We start from the raw sequence: 15,606 nt of genomic DNA, 5'->3' as shown, positions 1-15,606 counted from the left end.
CGCCTACTTATTGGATGGCTTGCCAGAAAGCTCGACAGTGCGCGCGCCGACATGGAGTGCACGACCGGCACCCCAACCGAAAAAGGCAGCACCCAGAGCCAGCAAAACAAATAGTACCGATGTGGCGCTATAGCTGTCTGTCAATTTGTGGATGAGGCCAACAAGCAATGGTCCTATCGCAGCAAGTGTATAGCCAACACATTGCGCCATGCCTGACAAATGAGAAGCAATGTGAGAATCCGGAGAGCGCAGAACGATGATCGTCATCGCCAGTGCGATCAAACCACCTTGGCCTATGCCTTGGATGACTGCCCAGAGCCATACGCCTGACAATGGTGCAAACAGCATTCCCAGTAGCCCAATCAGAGCAAATGCGACGAGAGTGACGCTGACAAGCCGTTGATCCTTGCACCGGACGGCGACGGAGGGAACGCCAAGGCACGTGACCACTTGGGCCATGATGGAAACTGAAACCACGACACCTGCCGTAACACCGTCCATTCCCCGATCACGCAGGATCGGCGACAGCCAGCCAAAGATGCAATAGGCAAGAGATGATTGCAGGCCCATGAAGAGGGTGACCTGCCAGGCGAGGCGGTCGCGCCAAAGACCTTCAACGCGAAATCCCGCATGCTTGGTTCGAACTTTACGGAAAAATGCATGCGGGAACCAGATGAGCGCAACCACCAAAGCCGGTACCGCCCAAGCACCCAGTGCTAAAGACCAGGACCCGCTAAATACATGCTGCAATGGTGCTGTGACGCCTGCGGCACTTGCCGCGCCTGCACAAAGTGCCATTGTGTAGAGGCCGGTCATCATGCCGGTGCGGCTGGCAAAGTCACGCTTCACCAATCCCGGAAGCAGGACATTGCCGACGGCTATGCATGCACCGGCGAGCGCAGTTCCAATGAAAAGCAAGGGCAGGGAGGAGAAGCCACGCAAGGCCGTGCCCAAGGCCAGCAAAAGGAGAACGCCAAGCAATGTGCGCTCCGCGCCAATCCGTTGTGCCAATCTCGGCGCTATGGGTGCAAACGCACCAAGGCAAACAACGGGAAGCGTTGTCAGAACGCCAGCGCCGAATGACGATAATCCGGTTTGCGCAATGATTTCCGGCAGGAGTGCGGAGGCGCTGGAAAATAGAGGTCGCAGGTTGAATGCGATCAGGACGAGACTCATGCCGGTTATGATCTCAATCGTTCTGCTTGCAAAAACCGGTGCGCGCGGTGTTGGCGTGGAATCGATTTCGGCGTCGATCAACTGCTCGATTGCCGCAGGCTGAGCGTCATTGGAAGGCATATGTTGGTTCATGATGTGAGAAGCCGATCAAGTTCAGCAAGGATAGGTGCCATGAAGGCGCGTGTGGTGGCTTCGGCCTTTTCGGGATTTCCCGATTCAATGGCGTCGATGATCGCGGCATGAGCCGCCATATCAGGTTCGGGCAATTCGCCCGTGACGGTTGCCTTGATGATTTCCCCTATGGACAGCGAAAAGAAATCATAGACTTCCATCAAAGCCCGGTTGCCCGATGCGGCCACCACTGCCTTGTGGAACTTCAGATCACGCTCAATGTAACGATCATGAGCGGCAGGATTATACTCGCCGCGATCTGCAAGTATGTCGCGTAGCTTGATGATTGTTTCCGGCGTGAAGCGCGTGGCAGCCAGCCGGGCCGCTTCAACCTCCAAAGCACAGCGGGTTTCGACCTGATCACGCAGGCCCGTGCGGCGGATACGCAAAAGACGGTCTTCCGATCCGGTAATAGACTGGACATAGGTGCCAGAGCCCTGCCGCGTATCGAGAAAGCCCTGCGCAACGAGAACGCGGACAGCTTCACGTACGGTTCCGCGGCTGACGCCCAGCATGTCCGCCAGCGTCGCTTCATTGGGGATGCGCTCGCCCACCTGCCACCGTTTGGCGGTAATTTCAGCCCGTATATTACTGACCGCATTGTCGGCAAGATTTGTTCGAGCGGCAGGTTGCATTCCAAAGTCCTCAAGTCATCTGATGACTTGATTATTATGCTTGGGTATCGCCCGCGTCAAGGTGGGCGATTACTACCGCTAGGAATTCTTAGCTGGGGAGTTCAGTCAGATTGATTTAACGTATTTGATAAAGGGCGTTACTTTCGCGATCCGATCATAAAGCTGGCGAGCGGTGTCGTTGTTCTGATTGGTCAGCCAATAAACCGAATGGGCACCGGCCTTTTTTGCTTCAGCGTGAACGGCTTCGATCAATGCCCGGCCGACGCCTTTGCCACGTATTTCAGGGTCAGCATAGAGATCCTGCAAATAGCAGACATTTTCAATGCTCCAATTATGCCGGTGAAACAGATAATGAGTAAGGCCGACCGGCTTGCCATCAACCTCAGCGATCAGGCCGCTATATTCATGATCATCACCGGAGTTCAAACGGGCGAAGGTGGTTTGGTAAACGTCCTCCGATACTTTCGTTTCGTAGAAATCGAGATAACCGGTCCATAGACGGCGCCATTCTGCTTCGTCCGATTTTTGCAACGGGCGTATTTGAACGCTCATGATCATGCATCCTTAATGCTGCCAAGTCTGGTGTGGGCCTGCTGGCCCGGTGGAATAGACGGGGGTGCCTTCGAAATCCTGTTTCCCCAGAGGAACTCCGGCAATACGCAAGATCGCGTAGCTGATTGTCAAATGAAAATAAAAGTTCGGCAGCGCGTAATCGCGGAGAAATGGCAGCCCGTGAAAATAGCGGGTATTGCCGCGCCATGTAACCTCAACGGGTGTGGTTTCGCTGCCTTCCAGCTTAGCCGGCGGAATGGCATCCAGATAATCAATTGCGTCGTGAAGATAGGCAATCAGTGATGTAAAGGTCTGATGGGACTCGACGAAATCCTGATGATACCCGCGGTTGAACACCGCAAACTGCCCGGCATCTGGTGAAGGCAAAGCCTGCTCTGCAAGTCGCGCCACGCAACCGCGTGCGCCGTCGGCCAAGATTTGTATTTGAACTTTCAACGGAAACATATCGGAGGCCAGCTTCGCCTCGATCATTTGCCGTGTGTCACCGCCGCTTGAAATGGCGTGAGCCTCGGCCTTCTTAAGAATCGCTATGCAATTATCCAGCAATCGCTGAAAAACCGGAACGGATGCCTGGTACATTGTGATCGTCATATATCGAGTCTCCCCCTCAACGCGCACAAACTATCGCGACAGGCAGCTATCAACAACATGGTTACAGACAATGTTGTGTCAGGAACAGAAAATCGTGTTCGATCTACTGGCGCTATTGCTACAGGCGTCCTATATTCGGATCGGCGCTCTGCGCCTCACGACAGGAGAGACATATTCCCCGGGGCCTTAATGATCCCTTAGGGAGCTGTCCCTGGAGAGGCCCGTGGGCTTCTTCACACGGCACCCACCTACTTTGTAGGTTCCCGGGATCGACTTCTCCATCGGTTGTGTGGACGCCACTGTTTCATCCCGAGCCGGTTTCCGGCGCCTCATGAAATTATCGCTTTGCAAACCCAATCCCCGATCAAAGAACTGAAGAAAGCGCTGCGTCTCAAAGCTTTGGCGCGCCGCGATGCCTTGTCCGCAGATTATAGGAGCAACGCATCATTACAGCTTGCCACCCACGGCCTGTCGGGCATCTTGCTGCAACCGGGCGAAATTGTATCGGGTTTCTGGCCAATACGTTCGGAAGTTGATCTGCGTCCGCTGTTGTTTGCTTTGCGCGATAAGGGTGCCCGGCTTTGCCTTCCAGTCATTATCGACAAGCAGACGATCATATTTCGGGAGCTGATCCAAGACGCGCCGATGATTGAAACAGGATTTGGAACGTCGGGACCGCCTGACGATGCACCTGTCGTCGACCCTTCCTTTATGCTGGTGCCTTTGGCTGCTTTTGACGAGCGCGGTCATCGTATCGGCTATGGTGCGGGCTATTATGACAGGGCAATAGCAAGATTACTGGCACTCGGCGCCAATCCCACCTTGCTTGGGGTCGCATTTGACTGCCAGAAAGTCGAAATTGTGCCTGACGAGCCGCATGATGTGCCGCTCGAAGCAATCTTGACGGAAAGCGGGTTGCGCAGCTTTGGCAGTATCGATAAAGCCAATTAACGAAATTCAGGATGTATGCGTGAGATTACTTTTTCTTGGTGACATGGTGGGCCGGTCCGGGCGGACAGCAGTTTACGAACAACTGCCCGGTTTGATTTCCGATCTGAAACTCGACTTTACCATCGTCAATGGTGAGAACGCCGCGGGCGGCTTCGGTATCACCGAAGAAATATTCCACGATACGATCAATGCCGGCGCAGATGTCGTCACCACCGGAAATCATGTGTGGGATCAACGCGAAGCCCTGATATTCGCCGATAGGGAGCAACGCTTTCTGCGCCCCGCCAATTTTCCGCTTGGCACAGCAGGCAAGGGTTCTGGTGTATTTCTTGCCAAGAATGGCGCGCGTGTTCTTGTCTCCAACATTATGGGTCGCGTTTTCATGCATCCCGATCTGCATGACCCGTTTACGATAGCCGAGGAAATTCTCAAAGCCTGCCCTCTGGGTGAACAGGCCGATGCCGTGATCTTCGACTTTCATGCGGAAGCCACCAGCGAGAAGCAATGTTTCGGCCATTTCGTTGATGGTCGCGCCAGCTTTGTTGTGGGTACGCATACTCATGTGCCGACTGCTGATGCACAGATATTGAATGGCGGCACGGCCTATATGTCTGATGCGGGCATGTGCGGCGACTACGACTCGTCACTGGGCATGGACAAGGAAGAGCCGCTGAACCGGTTTCTTTCCAAGGTGCCAAAGGGGCGATTTGAAGCGGCGAGCGGCAAGGCTACAATATGTGGTGTCGGTGTTGAAATTTCTGATAGGACGGGACTTGCCGAAAAGATCGCTCCATTGCGTATCGGTCCGCGACTTGAAGAAACAATTCCCGCATTCTGGAAATAAGTTGACGTTTGGTTCCGTACACTCCCAGTGGAGTGAATTGATATTTGCATCCCATCCGGTCATTTAACAAGGGACATACGACCCCATGGAAACCTTCCTTTCTTATTTCGATTTCATTTATCAACCAGCAGGCCTTATCGCGCTTGTAACGCTGGTCGTCATGGAGATCGTGCTCGGGATCGATAATCTGATCTTTATCTCGATCCTCACCAACAAATTGCCGAAAGAACAGCAGGCTCGCGCCCGCCGTCTTGGTATTGGCGCCGCGCTGGTTCTGCGCATTGCGCTGCTGTTTACCATATCGATTATCGTACAGCTAACAGAACCGGTCTTCGAAGCTTTCGGCCATGGGTTCTCGTGGCGAGATCTCATCCTGATCGCCGGTGGTCTCTTCCTTGTGTGGAAAGCTACGAAGGAAATCCATCATACGGTCGATCATGAAGACGCCAAGGATGACATTATCGGTAGAAAAGTCACCTTGACCATGGGCGCCGCCATTGGTCAGATTCTTTTGCTCGATCTGGTTTTCTCTGTCGACTCAATCATCACGGCTGTGGGTATGACCGACGAGATCGTGATTATGGTTATCGCGGTTCTTGCTGCTGTTACTGTCATGCTTTTTGCAGCGGAGCCCTTGTCGAAGTTTATCGCCAATAATCCAACCATTGTCATGCTGGCCTTGGGCTTCCTGCTCATGATCGGTATGACACTGATTGCGGATGGTTTCGGCTTCCATGTACCGAAGGGCTATATCTATGCCGCGATGGGCTTCTCTGCTCTTGTCGAGGCGCTCAATATGTTTGCGCGCCGCCGCAAGAAGCATTGAACTTTATTCAACCTCACTGGGGAAAAGTGAAAATGACACAGACTAATCCTGCTCAAGCCTTCGTGCCTTTAAAGCTAGCCAATCGTTCGCTTGGTTTTCAAGCTTTGGCGGTGGTTATAGGCACGATGTTTCTGGCCGTAAGTTCATGGATATCCGTACCCATGATTCCCGTGCCGATAACGATGCAAACCTTTGCGGTCACCATGGTTGGCGCACTGTATGGCTGGCGTTTGGGCGGGATTACCGTGGTCGCATGGCTTCTGCAATCCTTCATCGGACTGCCGGTTCTCGCCGAAGGGATGCCCGGCCAACTGGCCTTCGCCGGGCCCACGGCAGGTTACTTGTTTGCATTCCCAGTTGTTGCCGCGATGGTTGGTTATCTGGCTGAACGCGGGTTTACACGCAACCCGTTCAGTTCGGCAGTGGTCATGCTTATGGGCAATGCGCTCTGCCTTGCTGTCGGCGGATTGTGGCTGGCAGGTCTTTTTGGATTTGATGTCGCCTGGGCTTCGGGCGTTGCGCCATTCATTCTTGGCGGTGTTCTCAAATCTGCATTGGCTGCTGCAATGCTTGAAGCTCTGCGTCGTTCGGGTATCCGCTTGTCTTGACGGTAAAGCTTCGTCCGCACCATCTGCTTTGCATGCTGACCTATGTCGGCAAAGGCTATAGTCAGGCCTTTACCGACAATTACGACAGGGTTATCGAAAGGCTGGCTGGGGGCGAAGAAATAATTATCGGGGAGGGGCCGGACGAGATTTGTCAGCCCCTTCTCGAAACTACTGAGCCACACTGCCACAATGTGAGTGTAACAGAGCGCGATACGCAAGCGCTGCTCGACGTTGGCAAGCTGCTGGGGCGGACATTGCAGGTCGGTGACCGGCTCAAGATAAATCTTTCGACGCTTGAAGGATTGCGCCAAAGCTTTGCTGGTGGAACGACGCGCACGGCCTGTGTAGGCTGCGAATGGTTCAAACTTTGTACGACCGTATCCGCAGACGGCTATGACAGTGTAAAACTGCACATTGTTGAATGAATTTTGGCGGTGCTGGACGGCGCGGCTGTTTTTACTTATAAGGGCCCCCATTCCAAAACCGCAGACAAGCATGCAGGGGTGCCATGGCAGGCCATTCACAATTCAAGAACATCATGCACCGCAAAGGGCGTCAGGACGCCGTGCGGTCGAAAATCTTTTCCAAGCTGGGTCGCGAAATCACTGTCGCTGCTAAGCAGGGTCTGCCTGACCCGCTGATGAACCCACGCCTGCGTCTGGCTGTACAAAACGCCCGCGCGCAATCAATGCCAAAAGATAATATCGAGCGGGCCATCAAGAAGGCATCCGGCGGCGACGCCGAGAATTATGATGAAGTGCGCTATGAGGGTTACGGCCCGGGTGGCGTTGCTGTCATCGTCGAAGCGCTGACAGATAACCGGAATCGCACAGCGTCCAATGTGCGTGCAGCCTTTACGAAGGCGGGCGGTGCGTTGGGTGAAACCGGATCGGTTGGCTTCATGTTCAACCGAGTTGGGGAAATCACCTACAAGGTTGATGTTGGCGACGCCGACAAGGTTATGGAAGCAGCGATCGAAGCTGGCGCTGAAGACGTTACAAGCGATGAAGAAGGCCATGTCATTATCTGCGCCTTTGAAGACATTGGCGACGTATCGAAGGCTCTGGAAGCGGCACTAGGCGAAGCTGAATCCGTCAAGGCCATCTGGAAGCCTGCAACAACGGCTCCGGTCGATGAAGAGAAGGCACAGTCTGTGCTGCGACTGCTTGCGACCTTGGACGATGATGATGACGTGCAGAATGTTTATGCGAATTTCGAGGTTAGTGACGAGGTTCTCGCCAAGTTAAGCGCCGCCTGATTTGAGGTTCCGTACAAGCTAAAAACCCTGCCGGATGAAAATCCGGCAGGGTTTTTTGCATTTAACTTAGTTCACTGGTCCGTCGCCGCCCAAAGCACTGAGGTCGGACTTTTCCGTAACGCCGGTAGCGCGATTGACGAGTACTGTGACGATCCACAGCACAACCCCAATAGCTATCAAAACCCCGGCGATCTTGTATTGAACCGGATCGCGGCCAGTCCATGGACCTGCGAAGAAAGCGCAGGAGATGGCACCTATAACAGGAAGGAAGGTCGGTGTGCGGAAATGCTCATGCTCGACTTTCTCCCGGCGCAAGATCAGAACGGCTATATTGACGATTGTAAATACGAACAGCAGCAGTAGCGCGGTTGTCCCGCCCAGTGCAGGGACCTCGCCGACAAACAGGATGAGCCCAAAGGCCAGAAGGGTCGTGAAGCCGATGGCAAGATAGGGCGTCCGACGCGTTGGATGCACCTTACCGAATATGGGCGGCAGGACATGTTCGCGGCTCATACCGTAAACCAATCGGCTTGCCATGAGCATATTGATCAAGGCGCTATTGGCTACTGCGAACATTGTTATGAAACCAAAAATCCAAAGCGGGAAATTGGGAGCTCCAGCCTGTACCACTTTGAGCAAAGGTGTTTCGCCTTCGCCAAGATCGGCAGGCGAAACGAGTGTGATGGCTGAAATCGAAACCAACACATAGATGGCGCCGGTAATGAAGAGCCCGGTGAGGAGTACTTTCGGGAAAATCCCGGAAGGGTTTTTGCATTCCTCAGCCATATTGACGGAATCCTCGAAGCCGACCATTGCAAAAAATGCCAGGGTGGTCGCTGCCATGACTGACCAGAAGATGCTGGAATCTGGAGTGCTGGCAAATTGGGTGATGCGGGAAACGTCGCCTTGACCGGCGCTGATGGCCCATAATCCTATGAAAATGATAATCAGAAGGCCGGTAAGCTCAACTATTGTGAGAACCACATTGGCTTTCACGCTTTCTCCGACACCGCGAAAATTGACGATTGCAACCAGCGCCATGAAACCAAGGCCAACGAGCGAGATACCTATCCCGGACTCAAGATTGAGTTGGAATGCACCGGAGAGATTGGCGGCAAATGCGCGCGAGGCTGTCGACGCCGAGGTGATGCCGGAACACATGACCGTAAAGGCAACGAGGAATGTCACGAAGTGAATTCCGAAGGCTTTATGCGTGTAGAGAGCTGCCCCCGCAGCCCGCGGATATTTTGTTACCAGTTCCAGATAGCTGAATGCCGTGACAACGGCCACAACGAAAGCGATCAAAAATGGAAGCCAGACTACGCCGCCGACCTGTTTTGCGACTTGTCCGGTCAATGCATAAATGCCTGTGCCGAGAATATCGCCAACAATGAAAAGCAGGAGAAGCCAAGGTCCCATCACCCTATGCAAGCTTGGCTCAATCTTCGCGCCAGGCACTGTGCTGGCTCCGGAAGTCACGTCAGTCATTGCATGGTCCCTCCCTATGCACGCAGATGTATGAGAAAAGCTATTGGCGAAACAGCAGCTTGTCAAACGCTGGGGCGACAAGAGGCAATCGCTGCCGCCAGCCCTGAACTTGGCGAATCGAAAGGTCTTGGGCCTTTGGTAACATTGCCGGCTGCGCCAGCCATTGATGCTTGAGCCAAGGCCACAATATCGGCTCCCGCTTCATAGGCAGCATCCGCTGCCTTGGCGATTGCCGCGCAATAGGCGATGTGATCACCGGCCAAAAGAAGGTCCCAGATTTCCGGAATCAAGCGCACATCAATCGTTGCATCAGTACCCTCCGCAGCTTGTGTAAAAAGCCGCGTCGTTGGCTCGATCGTTGTATCGAGAGCGCAAAGCGCAACCACCAAGCCGCCATTGCGGACAGAGCGTTTTGCCAGTTCCGCATCGACGCGCAGGACAGGGACGCCGGTTGATCCAAGCTGTTCAACTGAAGGGCCGAGTGTGGAGCAAGTCAGCATAACCACGTCGGCATCCCCGGTCAGGGCTTGCAATGCCGCTGCCGTCTCCTGTGCGATAGATGGCGTCAGCTTGCCTGCCTCACGCGCGGCCTGCAAAAGATCGGCCCGCACTTTGTGCATAAGTGTCCCGGCAGAAAGCCCGATTTTCATGCCAGCCTCTTCGAAGCCCGCAATATTGCTTTCGGCGGTATGCAGCAGAGCAATTTTCACGAATGGTGTCCCCCGAAAAAATCCGCAAACCAAAACGGCCCCGCAGAGCAGGGCCGTTTAAAGATGCCATAAAGGCAAAAAGAATTATATGCCGAGATTGCCGAAGCGTGTCTTGAACTTGGAAACACGGCCGCCGCGATCGGAAAGCTGCGCATTGCCGCCAGTCCATGCTGGGTGTGTGGATGGATCGATATCGAGGTTCATCGTATCGCCTTCCTTGCCCCATGTGGAGCGGGTCATGTATTCTGTACCATCGGTCATGACGACTTTGATGTTGTGGTAGTCAGGATGAATGTTGGCTTTCATCGGTAGTGTCCTAAACTGGAGGGCGCAAAACCGGCACCACTTTGATTGTGGCAGTGCTGGTCAGGAGCCGATTGTTAAAGATGAAGCCAAACGCCACAGAAACTGCAGACGGTTGGGGCTTCCAAAACTGTTGGCGAGCCTATACATCAGCCTTCAAGCAATAACAAGGCCATCTGGCTGCAAAGTCGCCAAAGCGATGTGAGGATATTGATTAATGGCAGATTCGGCTCAATCTCGCCTTGATGAGACAGAGAGAAAGCGCCGCTCGCTAAAGCCGCTGAGCCGGATCTTCCCCTATATGTCCCGTTATAAAGGCATGCTGGCAGGAGCTTTGGCTTCCCTGATACTCGCCGCCGTGACGACATTGACGTTACCGCTTGCAGTCCGGCGCATGATTGATCACGGCTTCACCGGCGCCAATGGTGCATTCATTGACAATTACTTTGGAATGCTGGTGCTCCTCGCCGCTTTGCTGGCGGTCGCTTCGGCCGGGCGCTATTATTTCGTTATCACATTAGGCGAGAGGATTATTTCCGACCTTCGCCGTGATGTATTCGCGCATTTGACCAGGCTTTCTCCAGCATTCTTCGACGGCACGCAATCGGGCGAGATCGTTTCCCGTCTGACTGCCGATACAACGCAGATCAAGTCAGCGGTAGGTGCAACAGCATCCATAGCCTTGCGCAATCTGATACTCGCCCTTGGCGCTATTTTCATGATGGTGATCACGAGCCCAAAACTTTCCAGTCTGGTCATCGCGGCGATTCCCGTGATTATTATTCCGCTGATAGCCTTTGGCCGTTCCGTGCGCAGGCGCTCGCGCCGGGCACAGGATACACTTGCCGATGCCACAGCCTATGCCAGCGAATCCATTGTATCTGTGCGAACATTGCAGGCTTTCACCAATGAAAAACTGGCGATATCGCGTTTTGGCGCATCGGTGGAGGATGCGTTTCTGGCGGCCCGGGCGTCGGTGAAGGCACGCGCAGTGCTGACGGCATTTGCAATTTTCATGATTTTCTCCAGCGTTGTCGCGGTGCTCTGGTTTGGCTCACGCGATGTGCTGTCCGGCGTCATAACACCCGGTACATTGGGGCAGTTTCTGCTCTATTCCGTTTTTGCCGCAGGTGCCTTGGGCGCACTTTCCGAGGTCTGGGGAGAATTATCGCAGGCAGCCGGTGCCGCGGAACGCTTGACCGAGATTCTCAACGAACAGCCTGCTATTGCAGCGCCAGTCAATCCAGTTGCCTTGCCGCAACCGCCTGTGGGTTCGGTGACTTTTGGTGATGTCCAATTCAACTATCCGGCCCGCCCTGATGCTCCTGCGCTAAGAGGACTCAACTTTACCATCCAGCCCGGTGAGACAGTCGCCATTGTTGGCCCCTCCGGCGCTGGAAAAAGCACGGTCTTCTCACTGTTGCTTCGCTATTATGATCCGCTTTCTGGGCGGATCGAAGTCGATGGCGTTGATATTCGGGATGTTGATCCTGTGGCTTTGCGCGCCCGCATTGCCATTGTCCCGCAGGACACAACTATTTTTGCGGCCACTGTCAGTGAGAATATCGGTTTCGGCCGTCCCGGTGCGAGCGAGGCTGATATTGAAGCTGCCGCCAAAGCGGCCTTGGCACATGATTTCATTTGCGCTTTGGATCATGGTTATAATACGCAAGTCGGAGAGCGCGGCGTAACGCTTTCAGGTGGGCAGCGCCAACGCGTGGCAATTGCCCGCGCGATTTTGCGCAACGCGCCGATATTGCTGCTCGATGAGGCGACCTCCGCACTTGATGCAGCAAGCGAAATGCTCGTGCAGAAGGCGCTTGATCACCTGATGGAAGGACGCACGACGTTGGTGATCGCTCACAGGCTTGCAACCGTGCTGAAAGCAGATCGTATTCTGGTGATGGAAAACGGCCGTATAGTCGAAGAAGGAACGCACCAGTTGCTTGTGAAAAAGAATGGCATTTATGCCAATCTTGCAAAACTGCAGTTTGAAGCCGGGGCGGATGCCTTCAAAGGTGCAGCCGAATAAGCAGGGGATGAGTGATGGTTGCCAATATTCTGATCGCGCTGGTGGCGCTGCTTCATATCTATTTCATGTATTTGGAAATGGTTGCTTGGGACAAGCCGCTGGGTTTAAAAACATTTCGGCTTAAACAGGAGTTTGCTACCGCCTCCAAAGCGTTGGCGATGAATCAGGGGCTTTACAACGGCTTTCTGGTTGCTGGACTTGTTTGGGGGCTGTGGCTCGGCGAAGATGGTTTTGCAATCAAGATATTCTTTCTTGGCTGCGTGGTCGTTGCGGGTCTTTTCGGCGCGGCAACAGTCGGCCGAAAAATACTCTATGTACAGGCTCTCCCAGCCGTTCTGGCGTTGTTGGCTACCCTGTTCGGGATTTAACGCTCAGTCAGTTTCAGTTCGATACGGCGGTTCTTTGCGCGTACTTCAGGTGTCTCTCCCGGCTCAAGCGGTTGGAATTCGCCAAAACCGGCTGCTACAAGCCTGTTTGCAGGTACGCCATTCGCGATCAGAAATTTTACCACTGAAATTGCGCGTGCCGAAGAAAGCTCCCAATTGTCCTTGAACTGGCCTGTGCCGGACAATGCAATATCGTCCGTGTGACCATCCACACGCAGGACCCAATTGATATCGTCGGGAATTTCCTTTTGCAGATCGATCAGCGCCAACGCCAGTTTCTTCATTTCTTCCGAACCGGCGGGGTTCAAGATAGCAGCGCCCGAGGGGAACAGCACTTCGGATTGGAAAACAAAACGATCGCCAACAATGCGAATATTCTCACGATCCGACAAGATTTCGCGTAACCGTCCAAAGAAGTCAGAACGATAGCGATTCAACTCCTGGACACGCTGTGCCAAGGCAACATTGAGCCGTTTGCCGAGATCAGCGATCTTCGCATTAGACTCTTTATCACGCGATTCAGAGGCGTTCAGTGCTTCTTCGAGCGCACCGATTTGTCTGCGAAGGGCCGAAATTTGCTGATTGAGCAATTCCACCTGGGACAGTGCGCGGGCGCTGATCTGTTTTTCATTCTCCAGCCCGGTCGACAGTTCGTTGATCTTGCCTTCTGCCGCGGCACCGGCACCAGCACCTTGCGACAATAATGATTGCAGACGCGATTGCTCGCTTTGCGCATTGGTCAAGGATGCCTGCAGATTTGCGATCGTGTCTTCCAGATCCTGCTTATTGCCTTGCTCAAGCGAAAGCAGCTGCGTCAATTCATTGATCTGAGAATTGAGCCGGTTGAGTACCGCGTCCTTGCCCGTAATTTCCTGACTCAAGAGAAATTGAGCCAGAACAAAGACCGACAGCAGAAACATGATGGAGAGCAGAAGCGTCGACAAAGCGTCAACGAAGCCCGGCCAATAATCCACATGACGGATGGGGCGGCGTTTGCGACCAAGACCCATCGTCAGCTTGCCTTGTTGCGTTCGATAGAATCGCCGAGCTTATCGAGCGTCTTGCGGATGGCTTTTTGCTCGTCGGCTTGTTTCTCAACCCAATCGCGCATGATTTGTTGTTCTGCCCGCATGTTTTTGACGAGGCCCTGAATACCTTCGGCAAGGCTGGCCAAGGCAGCCGTCGTTCGCTGACTTGAACCGCCGGTTTCCTGGATGTTTTGCAAGCGCTCGGAAAGGGCGCGCAATTCGTCGGATGTCCCGCTGTTCACCGCATCAATTGCGTGCAGGTCGGAACCGAGATCAGTGACGCTGGAAAGCCAGTTCTCCAGCTCGGTATAGAAACGGTTCTGGGCGCGCCCGGCCTGCAAGTCGAGAAAACCAAGGATCAATGAGCCGGAAAGACCGAAGAGGGATGAGGAAAATGCTGTGCCCATGCCGCGTAGCGGCGACTCAAGACCAGCCTTCAAGGAATCCAGAACACTATTGGCGTCGCCCGCGCGTGGGTCGAGAGACTGAATGGTTGTTCCAATAGAACCGATCGTTTCCAGCAAACCCCAGAATGTACCGAGCAGACCGAGAAAAACCAGAAGCCCAATGAGATAGCGCGAAATATCCCGCGTTTCGTCCAACCGGGCTGCAATGGAGTCAAGCATTGAACTCATGGCGCTTGTTGAAAGAGCCATGGATTGACGCCGGCCGATCAGCGCGCGCATTGGCGCAAGCATGACAGGTCGTGCATCCGGATCAACATTGCCGCGCCGGAATGAATTGACCCACCGCACCTCGGGAAACAGACGGATGACCTGACCGAAGCCTAGAAGGATGCCGACAACGAGCACGCCGATGATGAGACCATTCAAGCCGGGATTGGTGGTGAAAAACCCGGATATTTGGCGAAAGAGGATGGCGCCCAGAAATGCAACGATGACCAAGAAAATCGCCATCGACAAAAGAACGAACCTTGGGCTTGAAAGCCGGTAGGGATCGTAATCATCGTGGTCCAGCCCTTGGCGGGTCGAACTGAAATCAGCCATCATATCGTCTCCGCGGTTCGGTTGGCTGCGCGCTTCTAGCGCGTGCCAAATCGATTTCTGCGAACCCTAACCGAAAATGCGCTGCAATTGAAAGACGCAATAGGGCAACGATGGAACAATAAATTCCATTCGAGTGACGCAGGCGGTGGTTCGGATCAGATGGGCTTCTTGAGGGCCTTTACCAGTGCCTTCTGGACTGCTTCATTGCCAGCCACGATCGCTTTGCTCTCAACCACATCCTGACCGCCATTAAGGTCGGTCACATAGCCGCCAGCTTCCCGGATCATGATGATGCCTGCGCCGATATCCCAAGGGTTCAAGCCGTCCTCCCAGAAGCCGTCAAAACGTCCGGCGGCTACATAGGCGAGGTCAAGTGCAGCAGCGCCCATCCGGCGAACGCCCGAAACTTCACCCATGATGTTGCGTAATTGGAGCAGGTAGTTGCCGTGGTCGCCACGGCCAAGATGAGGAACACCTGTGCCGATGATGGAGTCCACAAGTTTTGTGCGTCCCGAAACGCGCAGCCGGCGATCATTGAGGAATGCTCCACCGCCACGTTCTGCGGTATAAAGCTCATCCATGGCTGGATTGAAGATTACGCCGGCAACGATCTGGCCCTGACGTTCAAGCGCGATTGAAACGGCGAACATCGGGATGCCATGCAGGAAATTTGTGGTGCCATCCAATGGATCAACCAACCAGCGATGCTGTCCGTCAGTGCCTTCGACCGCGCCGGTTTCTTCCATCAGGAAACTATAATCGGGGCGGGCACGCTTCAGCTCGGTATAGATGATTTCTTCGGCTTTCCTATCGGCCTGACTAACATAATCGCCGGGGCCTTTAAGAGATACCTGCAAATTCTGAACTTCGCCAAAATCACGAGCGAGCGACCGGCCTGCCTTCATTGCAGCCTGAACCATCACATTGAGTATCGCTGAACGCGCCATTCGACTTATTTCTCCGTAGTATAGAATGAGTGCGGCAACACGCTTTCAATGTGCTGCCGCTTGTGTCCGGTC

Annotated in this window: 18 protein-coding genes and 1 other RNA gene; 9 read left to right on the top strand and 10 right to left on the bottom strand. The window is 54.0% G+C overall.

Annotated features, from left to right (window positions below):
* Positions 1-3: 3 nt before the first annotated feature.
* From ACTJI9_RS19985 to ACTJI9_RS19970, 4 genes are all read right to left on the bottom strand, one after another.
* Positions 4-1,308, bottom strand: coding sequence for a CynX/NimT family MFS transporter (locus tag ACTJI9_RS19985; RefSeq protein ID WP_440810507.1), 1,305 nt, complete (start codon positions 1,306-1,308; stop codon positions 4-6).
* Positions 1,305-1,982, bottom strand: a complete 678-nt coding sequence (locus ACTJI9_RS19980) for a FadR/GntR family transcriptional regulator (RefSeq protein ID WP_336442063.1) — start codon at positions 1,980-1,982, stop codon at positions 1,305-1,307. The genes ACTJI9_RS19985 and ACTJI9_RS19980 overlap by 4 nt, the downstream gene beginning before the upstream one ends.
* A 105-nt stretch (positions 1,983-2,087) precedes the next feature.
* Positions 2,088-2,534 (bottom strand): GNAT family N-acetyltransferase, encoded by a 447-nt coding sequence (locus ACTJI9_RS19975; RefSeq protein ID WP_115054270.1) that lies wholly within the window; start codon positions 2,532-2,534, stop codon positions 2,088-2,090.
* Between the two features lie 12 nt (positions 2,535-2,546).
* Positions 2,547-3,146: a DUF1993 domain-containing protein gene (locus tag ACTJI9_RS19970; protein WP_115054194.1), complete on the bottom strand. Its 600-nt coding sequence runs from the start codon at positions 3,144-3,146 to the stop codon at positions 2,547-2,549.
* 142 nt (positions 3,147-3,288) lie between these two features.
* On the opposite strand from ACTJI9_RS19970, the gene ssrS reads away from it, so the two are divergent.
* From ssrS to ACTJI9_RS19935, 7 genes are all read left to right on the top strand, one after another.
* Positions 3,289-3,445: non-coding RNA, 6S RNA (gene ssrS / locus ACTJI9_RS19965), on the top strand.
* A gap of 46 nt (positions 3,446-3,491) precedes the next feature.
* Positions 3,492-4,097, top strand: coding sequence for a 5-formyltetrahydrofolate cyclo-ligase (locus tag ACTJI9_RS19960; protein ID WP_440810504.1), 606 nt, complete (start codon positions 3,492-3,494; stop codon positions 4,095-4,097).
* Positions 4,098-4,116: 19 nt separating this feature from the next.
* Positions 4,117-4,941: a TIGR00282 family metallophosphoesterase gene (locus ACTJI9_RS19955; RefSeq protein WP_115054195.1), complete on the top strand. Its 825-nt coding sequence runs from the start codon at positions 4,117-4,119 to the stop codon at positions 4,939-4,941.
* Positions 4,942-5,026: 85 nt separating this feature from the next.
* Positions 5,027-5,767: a TerC family protein gene (locus ACTJI9_RS19950; protein WP_115054196.1), complete on the top strand. Its 741-nt coding sequence runs from the start codon at positions 5,027-5,029 to the stop codon at positions 5,765-5,767.
* Between the two features lie 32 nt (positions 5,768-5,799).
* Positions 5,800-6,375, top strand: coding sequence for a biotin transporter BioY (locus tag ACTJI9_RS19945; protein ID WP_440810502.1), 576 nt, complete (start codon positions 5,800-5,802; stop codon positions 6,373-6,375).
* Positions 6,372-6,800 carry a DUF1284 domain-containing protein gene (locus ACTJI9_RS19940; RefSeq protein ID WP_440810500.1) on the top strand — a complete coding sequence of 143 codons (429 nt, stop codon included), beginning with the start codon at positions 6,372-6,374 and terminating at the stop codon, positions 6,798-6,800. The genes ACTJI9_RS19945 and ACTJI9_RS19940 overlap by 4 nt, the downstream gene beginning before the upstream one ends.
* A gap of 83 nt (positions 6,801-6,883) precedes the next feature.
* Positions 6,884-7,633 carry a YebC/PmpR family DNA-binding transcriptional regulator gene (locus ACTJI9_RS19935; protein WP_115054198.1) on the top strand — a complete coding sequence of 250 codons (750 nt, stop codon included), beginning with the start codon at positions 6,884-6,886 and terminating at the stop codon, positions 7,631-7,633.
* Positions 7,634-7,699: 66 nt separating this feature from the next.
* Here ACTJI9_RS19935 and ACTJI9_RS19930 read toward each other — a convergent pair whose 3' ends face one another.
* The 3 genes from ACTJI9_RS19930 to rpmE all read right to left on the bottom strand — a co-directional run bounded on the left by ACTJI9_RS19930 (position 7,700) and on the right by rpmE (position 10,137).
* The gene (locus tag ACTJI9_RS19930) at positions 7,700-9,121 is read right to left on the bottom strand and encodes an APC family permease (RefSeq protein ID WP_440810498.1); all 1,422 of its coding nucleotides are present in this window, start codon (positions 9,119-9,121) and stop codon (positions 7,700-7,702) included.
* Positions 9,122-9,183: 62 nt separating this feature from the next.
* Entirely contained in the window at positions 9,184-9,831 is a 648-nt protein-coding gene (locus tag ACTJI9_RS19925; protein ID WP_440810496.1) for an Asp/Glu racemase, read from the bottom strand.
* Positions 9,832-9,915: 84 nt separating this feature from the next.
* Positions 9,916-10,137, bottom strand: a complete 222-nt coding sequence (gene rpmE / locus ACTJI9_RS19920; RefSeq protein ID WP_115054201.1) for a 50S ribosomal protein L31 — start codon at positions 10,135-10,137, stop codon at positions 9,916-9,918.
* 214 nt (positions 10,138-10,351) lie between these two features.
* On the opposite strand from rpmE, the gene ACTJI9_RS19915 reads away from it, so the two are divergent.
* Positions 10,352-12,166 (top strand): ABC transporter transmembrane domain-containing protein, encoded by a 1,815-nt coding sequence (locus ACTJI9_RS19915; RefSeq protein WP_115054202.1) that lies wholly within the window; start codon positions 10,352-10,354, stop codon positions 12,164-12,166.
* A gap of 14 nt (positions 12,167-12,180) precedes the next feature.
* On the top strand, positions 12,181-12,534 hold the full coding sequence (locus ACTJI9_RS19910) for a DUF1304 domain-containing protein (RefSeq protein ID WP_307280691.1): 354 nt from the start codon (positions 12,181-12,183) through the stop codon (positions 12,532-12,534).
* On the opposite strand, the gene ACTJI9_RS19905 is transcribed toward ACTJI9_RS19910, so the two are convergent.
* The 3 genes from ACTJI9_RS19905 to ACTJI9_RS19895 all read right to left on the bottom strand — a co-directional run bounded on the left by ACTJI9_RS19905 (position 12,531) and on the right by ACTJI9_RS19895 (position 15,534).
* Entirely contained in the window at positions 12,531-13,562 is a 1,032-nt protein-coding gene (locus tag ACTJI9_RS19905; protein ID WP_115054204.1) for a peptidoglycan -binding protein, read from the bottom strand. The genes ACTJI9_RS19910 and ACTJI9_RS19905 overlap by 4 nt on opposite strands.
* 2 nt (positions 13,563-13,564) lie before the next feature.
* Entirely contained in the window at positions 13,565-14,587 is a 1,023-nt protein-coding gene (locus tag ACTJI9_RS19900) for a MotA/TolQ/ExbB proton channel family protein (RefSeq protein ID WP_115054273.1), read from the bottom strand.
* Positions 14,588-14,742: 155 nt separating this feature from the next.
* Positions 14,743-15,534 (bottom strand): inositol monophosphatase family protein, encoded by a 792-nt coding sequence (locus tag ACTJI9_RS19895; RefSeq protein WP_337354285.1) that lies wholly within the window; start codon positions 15,532-15,534, stop codon positions 14,743-14,745.
* Between the last annotated feature and the right edge of the window lie 72 nt (positions 15,535-15,606).

The organism is Phyllobacterium sp. 22552, from assembly GCF_052044585.1.
GTDB classification, from domain to species: Bacteria; Pseudomonadota; Alphaproteobacteria; order Rhizobiales; family Rhizobiaceae; genus Phyllobacterium; species Phyllobacterium ifriqiyense.
This window is presented reverse-complemented; position numbering and strand designations above follow the sequence as displayed.